A 14,436-nucleotide genomic window follows, 5' to 3' on the forward strand; every position below is an offset into this window, starting at 1 on the left:
CGCGCATGCGATTCGACGGCGGTCAGGCCGGCTGGCGCGAGACGCCGCGGCCGGGCTGCTCGCTCGACCAGCGCGACTGGCTGACGCGCGGCGGATCGTTGACGGCCCATCTCGCGCGGCTCGGCCGCGTGAGCGTGCGCGTGACGCGCGAGGCCGTCGACGGTCCGTGGTTCGACGAGCCGGACGCGCTTGCCTGTGCGCCGCGCGCGCCGATGTGGGTGCGCGAGGTGATCCTGTCGGTCGACGGCGTGCCGTACGTCGCCGCGCACAGCATCGCGCCGCTCGCGGCCAGCAAGGGCGTGTGGCAGGCGATGCGGCGGCTGCGCACGCGGCCGCTCGCGGAGCTGCTGTACAGCGATCCGCAGGTCGAGCGCTCGGCGCTCGTCAGCCGGCGCGTGATCGCCGGTCATCCGCTGTATGCGCTCGCGAGCCATGCGCTCGGCATCGGCGCGCGCGCGCCGCATGCGTTCGCGGCGCGGCGTTCGGTGTTTCAGCGTCACGGCAAGCCGCTGATGGTCACCGAGTGCATGCTGCCGGCGCTGTGGCGCCATCTCGCCGCGCACGGCGACGGGCCGCGCTCCGTCGGGCCGCGTGGGGACGCGTGATGCTGCGGGGTTTTCCGCCGGTCGTCGCGCCGGATACGCACACGATGATCCTCGGGAGCTTTCCGGGCGAGGCGTCGCTCGATGCCGCGCAGTACTACGCGCATCCACGCAACCAGTTCTGGCGGCTGCTCGGCGCGGTGCTCGGCGAACCCGGGCTGCACGAACTCGCGTATGACGCACGGCTCGAACGCGTGCTTGCGCACGGCATCGGCGTCTGGGACGTGCTCGATGCCTGCCATCGACAAGGCAGTCTCGATTCGGCGATCCGGAATGCGAAGCCGAACGACTTTGCTTCGTTGCGCGAGCACGCGCCGTTGCTGAAGAAAGTCTGCTTCAACGGCAAGACGGCGGGGCGGTTTGCCGATGTAATCGGCGCGGCGGGTTATGAAACGCTCGTGTTGCCTTCGTCGAGTCCAGCGAACGCGACGTTGTCGTTCGAACAGAAACTGGTGCTCTGGCGTGCACTTCGCACCTGAGGCGCGGTGGAGGCCGGGTCGGTGAAGCAGCGCTATCAGGCGGGCGGCGGCAGGTGCCTGACGCCCCTGGCCGCGGTGATGCGACCCTGTGCGGCGACGAGTGGGTCGTCGGTGGTCGCCACCAGCCACAGACGCGCGTGCTCTTCGATCCGGCGGTTGTGGTCCTTCAACGGGCCCATCGCGGCAGCGGCCTTCCAGACCACCGGGCCGATTCGGCTACTCCTGCCCGACGGCGCGCCCACCAGCAGGCAGTAAGGTCCCAGCGGAAGCGAGACGAACGGAAGTGCCGGACTGGCGATCACGCGCCAGTCGATGAAGGGTGTATCGCTGATCAGCAGCGGCGTGGGCAAGCCGTAGAGCACACTGAAGTCGTACAGCGCCAGCTGCTCTCGCATGGCGACGTACGTTCGCCGGATGTCGTCGACGACCGCCGCGCGGATCTCGTCCTCGAACATGGGTTCCTGCGCGTAGCGGGCAAATGCCTGTCGAGCCTCCCATTGATACGCGCTGAACAGGCCGATTTCCACGCAGTCCTGCACCGCACGCTGAACCTCCGCTACGGAACCGGCTTCCCCTGGCGTTCCCAGTTGCGCGGCCCGCAAAAAGCGGGCAAGTCCTTCCTCGTAGATCGCGGGGCCCTCCGCGGATGCGTCGTCGTCAGTGTTCTTGCCCAGCGGCACGTAGATATATTGCTCGGCAGCGAAATGCGATTTCTTGCCTGCATCGAACTTGATTTCGCCATCGACGCAGTCGAGATAGCGCGTCCCGATCCGGCCGTGCTCCCAAACCCAATTTTTCAGGAACGGACGGAGTGGATGCAGTCTGTCGTGATCGGCCATCGCAACCTCCAAGTTTCCCCGCATGAGCCATTCCGGCCACTCGCCGCACCCGCCGCGCCGTCGCAGCGGCCCGCACTACAAGGCGAGCGTGCCCAGCTCCTCGTAAGTACGATGCAGCCAGACCTTGACGCGCTGCCGCTCCAGCAAGCCGAGCCCCGTGGCGGCGCGGTCGGGATGATTGACCGCCGCCCAGAAGCTCGCGCTTTGACGATCGATCTTCTGCATCGTCGTATCGGGCAGGCGGCGCAGCGTAATCACGCTGGCGCCGAGGGCCTCGGCCCGCTCGCGTTCGCCGGACGCCTCCAGAATCTCGAAGCGATCGCCGCGAACTTCATTCAGTACCAGCGCCAGCTTGATTCGTCCACCGAATTCGTCGAGCCATTGCCGCAGCAGATCGACCGAATCGCGCCCGGTGTCCATCACGTGCCACCACGTCAACGTGAGGCCGTGTTCTGCGGCAAAATCGAGCACGTCCGAATCGTCGAGCCATCTTGCGAGCGACTGCCGCGTCTGGGCCGCGAGGTCGACCAGTATGCGCCGCTGCGGATCTTCGAGCGCCGATTCCATGACCGGATCGAGGCTGTCGTGCTGGTCGAGCACGGCAGGCGCGGCAAAATCGGCATAGAACCGCAGTAGCGCGCCGTGCGATCGGTCGGTATCGAAGCCCACGAAGGGCACGCTCCGATCGATGAAATACTGGGCCAGCACACGGGCGGCGAGCGATTTGCCGACGCCGCCTTTTTCCCCGCCGATGAAGTGGATGTGACTCATGAATGCGAAATCCCGTGTGATGGAGCAGGTATGGCCGGAACGGATGTTGGCAGGCTTCGATGACGTTACTGCGTACAGGTCACGTCGAAAGAGCATGCAGGTGCGACAGCAGCATGCTGTCTGACCGACGCCGATGTCAAACTGAACAAAATGGCAACCCGTTCTGGCGGCTGCTCGGCGAGCCGATGCTGCATGCGCTGTCGTACGACGCGCGGCTCGTGTGCGTGCCTTCGCATGGCATCGGCATTCGGGACGTGCTCGATGCCTGCCATCGCCAGGGCAGTCTCGATTCGGCGATCCGGAAAGCAAGACCGAACGATTTCGATTCGTTGCGCGAGCATGCGCCGCGGCTGAAGCGCGTGTGCTTCAACGGCAAGATGGCGGGGCGCTTTGCCGACGTGATCGGCCAGGCCGGGTACGAGACGCTCGTGCTGCCTTCGTCGAGCCCGGCGAAGGCAATGCCGTCGTTCGAGCGGGAGCTGGAATTCCGGTGTCGACGGCCGATGCCGGTTCGGCACGATCGTCAATCGTCCTCGCCCCATCGCCACCGGGGCTTCTCGCCTTTGAGCCAGCACACCGCAATCAGCAGCGCGACCCACACCGCGATGCAAACGGCGTATGCAAGCGGCGAGCGTTGCGGCGGCACCCGCCACGCAGTCGCGATGATGCCGGCCGCGAACAGCAGCAGCACGACCCAGCCCTGCCACGCGACCGGCAAACCCCATCCCCAGCCGTAGCGTTTCGCCGGAAACCAGATCTTCCTGTCGTTCGATGTCATGTGTCCTCCTTCGATCGGTGAAGGCAGCCTCGCGTCGACGGCATCCGGGATCGTGCACCGCGCGTCGCGGCCGCCATCACGCACCAATGCTATCCTCTCGTCCGCCAAAACCAGCATCACCCAGCGAGATTCAATCATGACCCGACTGATCAAGCGCGCGTCCGCCGAGGCGCGTGCATTCAAGCAAGGCAAGCCGTCCTCGTACAACGGCTCCGAAAAGCTCCAGCCGCCGCGCGTGAAGTGTCGCCCGGACATCGACGAACACGACGACGTGCCGGTGCTCGAAGCGCCGCGCAAGCCGCGCTTCGCGCCCGTTACGTTCTCCGAAGAAGGCGGCGTGCGCTTCCTGCACTTCGGTACCGAATGGGTGCAGGGCGCGATGCGGATCTCGAAGCCGCTCGCCATCGAGCTCGAATACGCGCAGCAGATGATGGCATGGCTGCTGTTCCTCGAAACGCCCGAGCGGATCGTCCAGCTCGGGCTCGGCACCGGCGCGCTGACCAAGTTCTCGCACCGTTTCCTGCCGGACGCGAAGGTCGAGGCCGTCGAACTGAATCCGGCCGTGATCGTCGCCGCGCGCACGATGTTCGCGCTGCCGCCCGACGACGCGCGCCTCGTCGTGCATGAAGCCGACGCGTGGGACTTCGTCAACGACCCGGCCAACCGCGGCACGACGGGCGCGATCCAGATCGACCTGTACGACGCGACCGCGCGCGGCCCCGTGCTCGACAGCGTCGCGTTCTACCGCGCGGTGCGCGGCTGTCTCGCGGAGGCGGGCATCGCGACGATCAACCTGTTCGGCGATCATCCGAGCTTCGTGCGCAACATGAAGCACCTGAACGCGGCGTTCGATCATCGCGTGATCGCGCTGCCCGAAGTGCACGACGGCAACCGGATCGCGATCGCGTTCTCGGGCCCGGCGCTCGACGTGCCGTTCGCGCAGCTCGACGCCCGCGCGAAGCTGATCGAGGACACGCTGAAGCTGCCCGCGCGCAAGTGGGTGAAAGCTTTGAAAGAAACGACCGGCGCACGCGACGCCTCGTTCGCGATCTGACGCTTCACGCACCGGCGGCAGCCCGGTGCAACCATGCGACAAGGGGCGGATCACCTCGGGTTCGCCCCTGCTTGACCGCGTGCTCGCGGCTCCTATACTGGCGCGAAGCCAGGGGAGCCGCAGCCTACCCGTTTCGCCGCTCCTCCCGGCGCCGTACCCGCTCAACAAGATCGATATCCGGGAAAGAAGAGGAGACGTCATGGCTCACGATGCCGACGCCAACCGGGCCGCGAAGCGCTGGCTCTGGCTGCTGGTACTGCCGCTGATTGCGATGGTCTGGGTACCGTCGTACAGCAAGATCGAACCGCAGATGTTCGGTTTTCCGTTTTTCTACTGGTATCAGCTGCTTTGGGTCTTCATCAGCGCGGTGATCACCGCGTTCGTGTACTTCAAGACCAAGAACGCGTGGAAGGCGGGCGGCCCGCAGGGAGGTGCGCGATGAATCTCGGCGCAACCTTCGTCTTCGTCCTGCTGTTCATCGGCGTCACGATCATCGGTTTCCTGGCCGCGAACTGGCGGCGCGGCGATCTCGCCCATCTCGACGAATGGGGCCTCGGCGGACGCCGCTTCGGCACGATCGTCACGTGGTTCCTGCTCGGCGGCGACCTCTACACGGCCTACACGTTCGTCGCGGTGCCCGCGCTCGTGTTCGGCGCCGGCGCGATGGGCTTCTTCGCGCTGCCTTATACGATCCTGATCTATCCGTTCGCGTTCGTCGTGTTCCCGAAGCTGTGGAGCATCGCGAAGCGGCACGGCTACGTGACGTCCGCCGACTTCGTCAACGCGCGCTACGGCAGCCGGATGCTCGCGCTGGCGATCGCGGTGACGGGCATCGTCGCGACGATGCCGTACATCGCGCTGCAGCTCGTCGGCATCGAAGTGGTGATCGGCGCGCTCGGCTTCGACACGACCGGCTTCGTCGGCGACCTGCCGCTGATCATCGCGTTCGCGATCCTCGCCGCGTACACGTACACGTCGGGGCTGCGTGCCCCGGCCATGATCGCGATCGTGAAGGACATCCTGATCTACATCACGATCGCGGCGGCCGTCGTCGTGATCCCGGCGAAGCTCGGCGGCTTCGGGCACATCTTCGCGAGCGTGCCGCCGGCGAAGCTGCTGCTGAAGGCGCCCGATGCGGCGAGCCTGAACGGCTACAGCGCGTACGCGACGCTCGCGATCGGCTCGGCGCTCGCGCTGTTCCTGTACCCGCACTCGGTCACGGCGATCCTGTCGTCGTCGTCGGGCAACTCGATTCGCCGCAACATGGCGATGCTGCCCGCGTACTCGTTCGTGCTCGGCCTGCTCGCGCTGCTCGGCTACATGGCGCTCGCGTCGGGCGTGAAGGACATGCCGCAGTACGCGCCGTACTTCAAGGCGTTCGGTCCGAACTTCGCGGTGCCCGCGCTGTTCCTCGAGTACTTCCCGTCGTGGTTCGTCGGTGTCGCGTTCGCGGCGATCGGCATCGGTGCGCTGGTGCCGGCGGCGATCATGTCGATCGCGGCCGCGAACCTGTACACGCGCAACATCCACCGCGAGTTCGTGAACCGCAACATGACGCACGAGCAGGAGACGCACGTCGCGAAGCTCGTGTCGCTGATCGTGAAGGTCGGCGCGGTCGCGTTCATCCTCGGGCTGCCGCTGACCTACGCGATCCAGCTGCAGCTGCTCGGCGGGATCTGGATCATCCAGACGCTGCCTGCGATCGTGCTCGGCCTGTACACGCGCATGCTCGACCATCGCGGTTTGCTGGCCGGCTGGGCGGCAGGCATCGTGTGCGGCACGTGGATGGCGATTTCGCTGAAGCTGGCCGGCTCGATCTTCACGATCCACCTGTTCGGCCTCGCGATTCCCGGCTACGCGGCCGTCTGGTCGCTGATCGTGAACCTGGTGGTGGCGGTGGCGGTGAGCGTGCTGGTGCGCGTGATGGGCATGGCGCACGCGGAAGACCGCACGCGGCCGGAGGACTATCTCGACGTCGTCGAGGGCTGACGGCGGCGGCATGCGCGGCGGTGTGCCGCGCATGCGTCGCGCGGCAACGAAAACGCCCGCCACCGCAACGTGGCGGGCGTTCCTCTTGCATCAGCCCTGCGCGTGTTTCGCGAGTGCCTCGCGTTGCGACAGGTCCTCGACGTTGACCATCCAGTGCACGCCGAAACGATCCTTCGCCATCCCGAAGCCGAGCGCCCAGAACGTCTTGCCGAACGGCATCGTCACTTCGCCACCGTCGGCGAGCGCATTGAACAGCTTCTGCCCTTCGTCGACCGTCGCCGGGTTCAGCGACAGCGAATAACCGGCGTGCGCGGCGCCGGCCGGCTGGCTGCAGTCGCCGTCCGAGCACATGATCATCGAGTCGCCGATCGTGAAGCTCGCGTGCATCACCTTGTCGGCCATCTCCGGCGACATCGGGTGGTCGGGGTTCGGCGGCCCATCCTTGAAGTGCATCTTGAACATCGTCTTCGCACCGAGCGCCTTTTCGTAGAACTGAAGGGCTTCGTCGGCGCGACCGTAGAACGTCAGGTACGGTTGGACTTGCATCGTTGTCTCCTGTAATGGGCCGTGCCAGCGCGTCGGCGCGGGTTCGGCGTCGTGCAAGATTGACTGGGGAAGGGCGCATCGGGAGGCGGCCGCCGCACCCGTGACGTGGATTGTAGTGCGCGCGCTTGACGATGGAATGAAAAATAAAAACGGCCGCGAACATCCCGTTCGCGGCCGTGTGCGGCGTGCTTGCCGACGGCTGTTGCCCGTGTTGCTGACAGCCGCTGACGCGCGTGGCGGGTCAGCGCAGCGCGTCGATCAGCTTCTCGAGCTTCACCGCGTCGGCGGCGAATACGCGGATGCCCTCCGCGAGCTTCTCGGTCGCCATCGCTTCGTCGTTCAGCTGGAAGCGGAACGACGCCTCGTCGATCGCGACGCGCTCGGACGGCTTGTCCTGCAGCGATTCCGGCGACAGCTTGCGCGCGACCGTCTCGTTGCTGTCCTGCAGCTTCTGCAGCAAATCGGGACTGATGGTCAGCAGGTCGCAGCCGGCGAGTTCGGTGATCTGGCTCGTGGTGCGGAAGCTCGCGCCCATCACTTCGGTCTTGTAGCCGAACGTCTTGTAGTACGTGTAGATGCGGCGCACCGACTGCACGCCCGGATCGTTCGCGCCGCCGTCCTTCTCTTCGTTCCATTCCGCGCCGGCCTGTTTCTTGTACCAGTCGTAGATGCGGCCGACGAACGGCGAGATCAGTTGCGCGCCGGCTTCCGCGCACGCGGCGGCCTGCACGAGCGAGAAAAGCAGGGTCATGTTGCACTTGATCCCTTCCTTCTGCAGCACCTCGGCCGCGCGGATGCCTTCCCACGTCGATGCGAGCTTGATCAGGATGCGGTCGCGGCCGATGCCGGCTGCTTCGTACAGCTTGATGAGCTCGCGGCCCTTGTCGATCGAGCGTTGCGTGTCGAACGACAGGCGCGCGTCGACTTCGGTCGACACACGGCCCGGGATCAGCTTCAGGATCTCGGTGCCGAAGGCGATCAGCAGGCGGTCGATGATGAAATCGGTGCTTTCGTTGCGGTGATCGCGGACGGTTTTCTCGAGGATCGGCTTGTACGCATCCTTCTGGACGGCCTTCAGGATCAGCGACGGGTTCGTGGTCGCGTCCTGCGGCTTGTATTGCGCAAGCTGCTGGAAGTCGCCCGTGTCGGCGACGACGGTCGTGTACTGCTTCAGCTGGTCGAGTGCGGTAGTCATGGCGATTCGGAAGAAGGGCGCGGGGCGCCGGGTTCTCACGGGCCGCGCGAGCGCGGCGGCGAAGCGAAGCGGCGCGTGGCGCCGCTTCCGGATCCATCATTTTAGGCCCGATTCGTGTCGAGCACGTTTTGGCGTGCCCGAGGCACGCCGCGACAGGCCGTGAGCCGCGTCACGCGGGGCGCCGCGCGTTCAGGATCACCTGCGTGACGATCCCCGCGACGAGCCCCCAGAACGCCGAGCCGATCGACAGCAGCGTGAGGCCCGACGCGGTGACCATGAACGTGACGAGCGCGGCCTCGCGCTGCTTCACGTCCTGCATCGCGTTCGCGAGCCCGCTCATGATCGAGCCGAACAGCGCGAGCGCGGCGACCGATACCACGAGCGCCTTCGGCAGCGCCGCGAACAGCGCGGCGATCGTCGCGCCGAAGATGCCGGCGACCAGGTAGAACATGCCGCACCACACGGCGGCCGTGTAGCGCTTCGCGTGATCCTCGTGCGCTTCGGGGCCCGTACAGATCGCGGCCGTGATCGCCGCGAGGTTCACGCCGTGCGAGCCGAACGGCGCGAGCAGCAGCGACGCGAGGCCGGTCGTCGCGATCAGCGGCGACGACGGTGTCGGGTAGCCGTCCGCGCGCAGCACCGCGATGCCCGGCACGTTCTGCGACGCCATCGCGACGACGAACAGCGGAATGCCGATGCTGACGATCGACGCGATCGAGAGCGCGGGCATCGTGAACACCGGTTGCGCGAGCGCGATGTGGAAGCGGCTGAAGTCGAGCAGGCCGAGGCCGCCGGCCACCGCCGTGCCGACGATCAGCGTGGTCACGATCGCATAACGCGGCGCGAGCCGCTTGACGATCAGGTAGGTGAAGAACATCGCGAGCACGAGCGCGGTCTGGAACTGCGCGGCGCGAAAGATCTCGATGCCGATCTCGAACAGGATGCCCGCGAGCAGCGCGGCGGCGATGCCGGCCGGAATCCGGCGCATCAGCGTGTCGAACAGGCCGCTCATGCCGACGGCCGTCAGCAGCAGCGCGCACACGACGAACGCGCCGATCGCCTCGGCGTAGGGCACGCCGGGCAGCGACGCGATCAGCAGCGCGGCGCCGGGCGTCGACCACGCGACGACGACGGGCGCGCGAAACCGCAGCGACAGGCCGATCGTCGTCAGCGCCATGCCGATCGACAGCGCCCAGATCCACGACGAGATCTGCGCATCGGTGAGGTGGGCGGCGCGGCCGGCCTGGAACATCAGCACGAGCGAACTCGTGTAGCCGGTCATCATCGCGACGAAGCCGGCGACGAGTGCCGACACGGACGTATCGGCGAAAAAGCGGCGGCCGCCGGCGCGGCTGGCGCTCGCGGTGGGCGAGGGATTCATGCTATCTCCGGGGGAGGCCGCTCGGACGCGGCGCTTGTTTGGTGCGAGTGGGGTGGCGTTACTTGCTGAGTGCGCGCATCGCGGTTTCGAGGCCCGCGAGCGTGAGCGGATACATGCGATGGCCGAGCAGGTCGCGGATCACCGCGACCGACTGCCGGTACTCCCATAGCCGCTCGGGCTCGGGGTTCAGCCATGCATGATGGGGGAACTGGTCGGCCAGCCGGCGCAGCCATACGGCGCCGGCCTCCGGGTTGTTGTATTCGACCGAGCCGCCGGGCTGCAGCACTTCGTACGGGCTCATCGTCGCGTCGCCGACGAAGATCAGCTTGTAGTCGGGCGTGAACTTGTGCAGCACGTCCCACGTCGCGGTGCGCTCCGAGTGGCGGCGGCGGTTGTTCTTCCACAGGTGGTCGTACACGCAGTTGTGGAAGTAGAAGAATTCGAGATGCTTGAATTCGGCCTTCGCGGCCGAGAACAGCTCTTCGGTGCGCTTGATGTGGTCGTCCATCGAGCCGCCGACGTCGAGCAGCATCAGCACCTTCACGTTGTTGTGGCGCTCGGGCACCATCCGCAGGTCGAGCCAGCCCGCGTTCGCGGCCGTGCTGCGGATCGTGCCGGGCAGGTCGAGCTCTTCCGCCGCGCCTTCGCGCGCGAAGCGGCGCAGCCGCCGCAGCGCGACCTTGATGTTGCGCGTGCCGATCTCGACCGAATCGTCGTAGTCGCGATAGGCGCGTGCCTCCCACACCTTCACCGCGGTGCGGTTGCCGTTCGACGGGCCGCCGATACGCACGCCTTCGGGGTTGTAGCCGCCGTGCCCGAACGGCGACGTGCCGCCCGTGCCGATCCACTTGTTGCCGCCTTCGTGGCGTTCCTTCTGCTCGTCGAGCAGCGCCTTCAGCCGCTCCATCAGCTTGTCGAGCCCGCCCATCGCCTCGATCTGCGCCTTTTCCTCCGGCGACAGCTCGCGCTCGAGGCGCTTCTCGAGCCAGTCGAGCGGAATGTCGAACGCCTCGGACGGCAGCGCGGACACGCCGTGGAAATACGCGCCGAACGCCTGGTCGAACTTGTCGAAATACTGCTCGTCCTTGACGAGCGTCATCCGCGCGAGGAAGTAGAACGCGTCGATCGACGGCGAGATCAGCCCGGCCTTCAGCGATTCGAGCAGCGTCAGGTATTCCTTCACCGAGACGGGCAGCTTGGCTGCGCGCAGCGCGTAGAAGAAATTGAGCAGCATGGCCGGGCCTTCGCGGGTGAGTGGATTACCGGTTGTGCCGGTTCATGTAGACGAGCCGTTCGAGCAGGCTCAGATCCTGCTCGTTCTTCAGCAGCGCGCCCGCGAGCGGCGGCACGATCTGCTTCGCGTCCGCGCCGCGCAGCGCGTCGGCCGGGATGTTCTCGGCGAGCAGCAGCTTGAGCCAGTCGAGCAGCTCGGACGTCGACGGCTTCTTCTTCAGGCCCGACACGCCGCGCAATTCGAAGAAACTCTCGAGCGCCGCGCGCAGCAGCTCCTCGCGGATGTCGGGAAAGTGCACCGCGACGATCTTCTGCATCGTCGACGGGTCGGGAAACTGGATGTAGTGGAAGAAGCAGCGGCGCAGGAACGCGTCGGGCAGCTCCTTTTCGTTGTTCGACGTGATGATCACGAGCGGGCGGTGCTTCGCGCGCACCGTCTCGCGCGTCTCGTACACGTGGAATTCCATCCGGTCGAGCTCGCGCAGCAGGTCGTTCGGGAATTCGATGTCGGCCTTGTCGATCTCGTCGATCAGCAGCACGCTCGGATGCTCGGCGTCGAACGCCTGCCACAGCACGCCCTTCACGATGTAGTTCGAGATGTCCTTCACGCGCTCGTCGCCGAGCTGCGAATCGCGCAGCCGCGACACCGCGTCGTATTCGTACAGGCCCTGCTGCGCCTTGGTGGTCGACTTGATGTGCCACTGCAGCAGCGGCATGTCGAGCGCGGCGGCCACTTCCTCGGCGAGCATGGTCTTGCCGGTGCCGGGCTCGCCCTTGATCAGCAGCGGGCGTTGCAGCGTCAGCGCGGCATTGACCGCGAGCTTCAGATCGTCGGTGGCGACGTAGTGCGAGGACCCTTCGAAACGCATGGCGGCGCTCTTCTTCATCGGGAAAAAAACCCAGTATAAGTCAGAAGGGCTGTCCGGTTGGGCCGCGCCCGCGTATCGTTGCGGGGCTGTGGCGGGGCGAACGGGGGCGCCGTATGGACGCGTTCCCTGCCGACGCGGTACAATCTGGCCGTTTTTTTTGGCCTGCGTGGCGACCGACAAGCAAAACGGCGCGGGCCGTTGCCGCTTCGGCGCCAGTTTCCCCTCAAGCTAGGTTACAAGAGCTATGAACAAATTCGTCGGCAAACACGTCGTTGTCGCAGCGCTCGTGGCGCTCGCGGGCAGCGCGCAGGCGGCCGGTGTGGTCGGCAACCCGAAGGACGGGGCGAGCAAGGCCGCCATGTGTATCGGTTGCCACGGCATCCAGGACTACCGCGCGGCGTATCCGGAGGTCTACCGGGTGCCTGTCCTGGGCGGCCAGAACCAGCAATACCTCGAGAACGCGCTGAAGGCCTACCGCAAGAAGGATCGTCACTTCCCGTCGATGAATGCGATCGCCGGTTCGCTGACGGACCAGGACATCGCGGATCTGGCGGCCTACTACGCCGCCCAGAAGGCCGACACGAAGGACAATCCCTACAAGTAAAGCGCGCGCCGCCGATCTTCCCGGCGGGACAGGAGCATTCATGAACAACGCATTCAAGACGGCGGCGGTTGCACTGGCGGCCGGCCTCGCGATCGGTACCGCGCACGCAGCGGATATCTCGAAGGGCAAGGAACTGGTCGAGTCGCACAACTGCGCGGCCTGCCACGGCGCGCAGCTGAACAAGCCGATCAACGCCGAATATCCGCGCCTGGCCGGCCAGCACGCCGACTACCTCGTGTGGTCGATGCGCCAGTACCAGATGGGGCTGACGAACCCGCTGCTCGGCCGCAACAACGCGATCATGCAGGCCCAGGTGCAGAACCTGTCGGTCAGCGACATGAAGGACATCGCGGCCTACATCGAGTCGCTGAAGGAAACCGACCTCGTGTTCAAGAAGTAAGCGTGCCGGGCCTCGGCGGCCCGCGCAGCAAGCATGCCCCGCTTCGGCGGGGTATTTTTTTGTCCGCGATCGGGCCGGTCCCGGCGCTCAGTCGCGGGACGCGCGGCGCAGGATGCGCTGCAGGTACGCGTCGGTATCGGGCGGCGTGTTCGTGCGCTGCGCTTCCCAGATCGTCTCGCCGAGGCATTCCATGATCGCGTGTTGCGCGTCGTGGGTCGAGTCGAGCTTCGCGGCCAGCTTGTCGTGCGCGGCGCGGATGCCGGGCGGCTGGTCGATCGACAACTGCTCGCTGATCGCGAGGTGCATCGACAGGTGCAGGAACGGGTTCGTCCGGCCTTCCTCGGGCGTGTAGTTGCGCGCGGCCGCGCCGTCGGCGTCGGCGAGTTCGTCGTGGTATTCGGGATGCTCGACGATCCAGTCGGCGGCCATCGCTTCCAGCGGCGTCAGGATCTCGCCCGCGCGCTGCTTGCGCCAGGTCTCGGTGAAAAAGCGACGCACGTCGTCGCGACTTGGATTGAACATGGTGGGGAAACGTCGTGATTCGGGCGGCCTCATGCCGCGTCGGGCATTGTACGCCGGGTCGGCGGACGGCGCTGGCGGCGCGGCGGTGCCGCCAGCACCGGTCGCGGCTGCCCCGCGCGGCGCGGCGGGCAAGCGCGGGCTAGGCGGGCGGCCGCCGCGCCGCTACACTCCGACGGTTCCCGCCCCGGCGCCTCGCTCGCCCGTTTCATCATGACCGCCACCGCCCGCCCGTCGTCCGCCGCCCTGCAGGGCGCGCTTTATGTCGCGCTGTCCGCGGCCGCGTTCGGCGCGATGGCGATTTTCGGCCGCTACGCGTATGCGGCCGGTGTCGACGTGCTCGGGCTGCTGATCGTGCGCTTCGCGATCGGCGGCGCGGTGCTGGCCGCGATCGCGCGACATCGTCGCGTCGCCTGGCCGCGCGGACGCGCGCTCGTGCCGCTCGTCGCGATGGGCGCGCTCGGCTACGTCGGGCAGTCGTTCTGCTATTTCAGCGCGCTGCAGCACGCGCAGGCGAGCCTCGTCGCGCTGCTGCTGTACCTGTATCCGGCGTTCGTCACGCTGCTGGCCGCGTGGTGGCTGGGCGAGCGCCTGACGCGCGCGAAGGCCGTCGCGCTCGTGCTGTGCGTCGCGGGTTCCGCGCTGATGGTCGGCGGCGGGCATGGCGAGCCGCTCGGGATCGCGCTCGCGCTGGCGGCCGCGGTGATCTATTCGCTGTACATCGTCGGCGGCACGAAGGCGACGCGCGGCGTCGATCCGCTCGCGACGACGGCGATCATCTGCCTGTCGGCGACCGCCACGCTCGTGGTGATCGCCGTCGTGCGGACCGCCGCGTTCAGCGCGCCACCGCGCTGGCCCGCGACGAGCGGCGGCTGGGCGGCGATGCTCGCGATCGCGCTGGTGTCGACGGTCGCGGCCATGCTCGCGTTCTTCTCCGGGCTCGAACGGCTCGGGGCCGCGCGGACGTCGATGCTGTCGACGCTCGAGCCGGTCGTGACGGTCGCGCTCGCGGCGCTGCTGTTCGGGGAAGCGTTGTCGCCGCTGCAGTGGGCGGGCGGCGTCGCGATTCTGGCGGCGGTGCTGGCGCTCGTGCGCGCAGGCGGCGCGGCCGCCGACGATGCGACCGCGACGTCGAACGCGTAGTCGGGGAGGGGCGCGACGCGGGCGCCGCGTCGGC

The 14,436-nt window shown here is 67.1% G+C and carries 17 protein-coding genes and 1 pseudogene; 9 read left to right on the top strand and 9 right to left on the bottom strand.

Annotated elements, in window-relative coordinates:
• The first annotated feature begins 5 nt into the window (after positions 1 to 5).
• Together HWX00_RS26410 and HWX00_RS26415 are read left to right on the top strand one after the other, a co-directional pair.
• A complete protein-coding gene (locus HWX00_RS26410) occupies positions 6 to 605 on the top strand; it encodes a chorismate--pyruvate lyase family protein (protein ID WP_034190830.1) in 600 nt (199 codons plus the stop codon).
• On the top strand, positions 605 to 1,081 hold the full coding sequence (locus HWX00_RS26415; protein ID WP_034190726.1) for a DNA-deoxyinosine glycosylase: 477 nt from the start codon (positions 605 to 607) through the stop codon (positions 1,079 to 1,081). The genes HWX00_RS26410 and HWX00_RS26415 overlap by 1 nt, the downstream gene beginning before the upstream one ends.
• A gap of 35 nt (positions 1,082 to 1,116) precedes the next feature.
• Here HWX00_RS26415 and HWX00_RS26420 read toward each other — a convergent pair whose 3' ends face one another.
• Positions 1,117 to 1,920, bottom strand: a complete 804-nt coding sequence (locus tag HWX00_RS26420) for a hypothetical protein (protein ID WP_175027530.1) — start codon at positions 1,918 to 1,920, stop codon at positions 1,117 to 1,119.
• Positions 1,921 to 1,995: 75 nt separating this feature from the next.
• Complete coding sequence (locus HWX00_RS26425) at positions 1,996 to 2,691, bottom strand: P-loop NTPase family protein (protein WP_175027529.1); 696 nt, start codon at positions 2,689 to 2,691, stop codon at positions 1,996 to 1,998.
• A gap of 155 nt (positions 2,692 to 2,846) precedes the next feature.
• Here HWX00_RS26425 and HWX00_RS26430 point away from each other — a divergent pair.
• A pseudogene (locus HWX00_RS26430) lies at positions 2,847 to 3,173 on the top strand (DNA-deoxyinosine glycosylase); the annotation flags it as partial.
• Between the two features lie 41 nt (positions 3,174 to 3,214).
• On the opposite strand, the gene HWX00_RS26435 reads toward HWX00_RS26430, so the two are convergent.
• Positions 3,215 to 3,469, bottom strand: coding sequence for a hypothetical protein (locus HWX00_RS26435; protein WP_082744701.1), 255 nt, complete (start codon positions 3,467 to 3,469; stop codon positions 3,215 to 3,217).
• Between the two features lie 136 nt (positions 3,470 to 3,605).
• Between HWX00_RS26435 and HWX00_RS26440 the strand changes: the two genes are divergently transcribed.
• The 3 genes from HWX00_RS26440 (at position 3,606) to mctP (ending at position 6,512) form a co-directional block, all read left to right on the top strand.
• Positions 3,606 to 4,523: a class I SAM-dependent methyltransferase gene (locus HWX00_RS26440; protein ID WP_175027528.1), complete on the top strand. Its 918-nt coding sequence runs from the start codon at positions 3,606 to 3,608 to the stop codon at positions 4,521 to 4,523.
• A gap of 199 nt (positions 4,524 to 4,722) precedes the next feature.
• A complete protein-coding gene (locus tag HWX00_RS26445) occupies positions 4,723 to 4,965 on the top strand; it encodes a DUF3311 domain-containing protein (RefSeq protein WP_034190729.1) in 243 nt (80 codons plus the stop codon).
• Positions 4,962 to 6,512 carry a monocarboxylate uptake permease MctP gene (gene mctP / locus HWX00_RS26450; protein WP_059558151.1) on the top strand — a complete coding sequence of 517 codons (1,551 nt, stop codon included), beginning with the start codon at positions 4,962 to 4,964 and terminating at the stop codon, positions 6,510 to 6,512. Before HWX00_RS26445 ends, mctP begins: the two co-directional genes overlap by 4 nt.
• Positions 6,513 to 6,602: 90 nt before the next feature.
• On the opposite strand, the gene HWX00_RS26455 is transcribed toward mctP, so the two are convergent.
• From HWX00_RS26455 to HWX00_RS26475, 5 genes are all read right to left on the bottom strand, one after another.
• Positions 6,603 to 7,058: a VOC family protein gene (locus tag HWX00_RS26455; protein WP_034190731.1), complete on the bottom strand. Its 456-nt coding sequence runs from the start codon at positions 7,056 to 7,058 to the stop codon at positions 6,603 to 6,605.
• Between the two features lie 241 nt (positions 7,059 to 7,299).
• The gene (gene tal / locus HWX00_RS26460; RefSeq protein WP_034190732.1) at positions 7,300 to 8,253 is read right to left on the bottom strand and encodes a transaldolase; all 954 of its coding nucleotides are present in this window, start codon (positions 8,251 to 8,253) and stop codon (positions 7,300 to 7,302) included.
• Positions 8,254 to 8,422: 169 nt separating this feature from the next.
• Positions 8,423 to 9,634: a benzoate/H(+) symporter BenE family transporter gene (locus HWX00_RS26465; protein ID WP_034190733.1), complete on the bottom strand. Its 1,212-nt coding sequence runs from the start codon at positions 9,632 to 9,634 to the stop codon at positions 8,423 to 8,425.
• Between the two features lie 58 nt (positions 9,635 to 9,692).
• Positions 9,693 to 10,868 (bottom strand): vWA domain-containing protein, encoded by a 1,176-nt coding sequence (locus HWX00_RS26470; protein WP_034190734.1) that lies wholly within the window; start codon positions 10,866 to 10,868, stop codon positions 9,693 to 9,695.
• A 25-nt stretch (positions 10,869 to 10,893) separates the two neighbouring features.
• Positions 10,894 to 11,736, bottom strand: coding sequence for an AAA family ATPase (locus HWX00_RS26475; RefSeq protein ID WP_021158556.1), 843 nt, complete (start codon positions 11,734 to 11,736; stop codon positions 10,894 to 10,896).
• A gap of 244 nt (positions 11,737 to 11,980) precedes the next feature.
• Between HWX00_RS26475 and HWX00_RS26480 the strand changes: the two genes are divergently transcribed.
• Positions 11,981 to 12,340, top strand: coding sequence for a c-type cytochrome (locus HWX00_RS26480; RefSeq protein ID WP_011885616.1), 360 nt, complete (start codon positions 11,981 to 11,983; stop codon positions 12,338 to 12,340).
• Positions 12,341 to 12,380: 40 nt separating this feature from the next.
• The gene (locus HWX00_RS26485; protein WP_034190735.1) at positions 12,381 to 12,740 is read left to right on the top strand and encodes a c-type cytochrome; all 360 of its coding nucleotides are present in this window, start codon (positions 12,381 to 12,383) and stop codon (positions 12,738 to 12,740) included.
• Positions 12,741 to 12,827: 87 nt separating this feature from the next.
• Here the strand turns inward: HWX00_RS26485 and HWX00_RS26490 are convergent, their stop codons facing one another.
• Positions 12,828 to 13,295 (bottom strand): DUF1841 family protein, encoded by a 468-nt coding sequence (locus HWX00_RS26490; RefSeq protein WP_376698792.1) that lies wholly within the window; start codon positions 13,293 to 13,295, stop codon positions 12,828 to 12,830.
• A gap of 177 nt (positions 13,296 to 13,472) precedes the next feature.
• Here HWX00_RS26490 and HWX00_RS26495 point away from each other — a divergent pair, with 177 nt between their 5' ends.
• Entirely contained in the window at positions 13,473 to 14,402 is a 930-nt protein-coding gene (locus tag HWX00_RS26495; RefSeq protein WP_175027527.1) for a DMT family transporter, read from the top strand.
• Positions 14,403 to 14,436 lie beyond the last annotated feature (34 nt).

Origin of the sequence: Burkholderia seminalis DSM 23518 (assembly GCF_902832885.1) — a bacterium.
Taxonomy (GTDB): Bacteria; Pseudomonadota; Gammaproteobacteria; order Burkholderiales; family Burkholderiaceae; genus Burkholderia; species Burkholderia seminalis.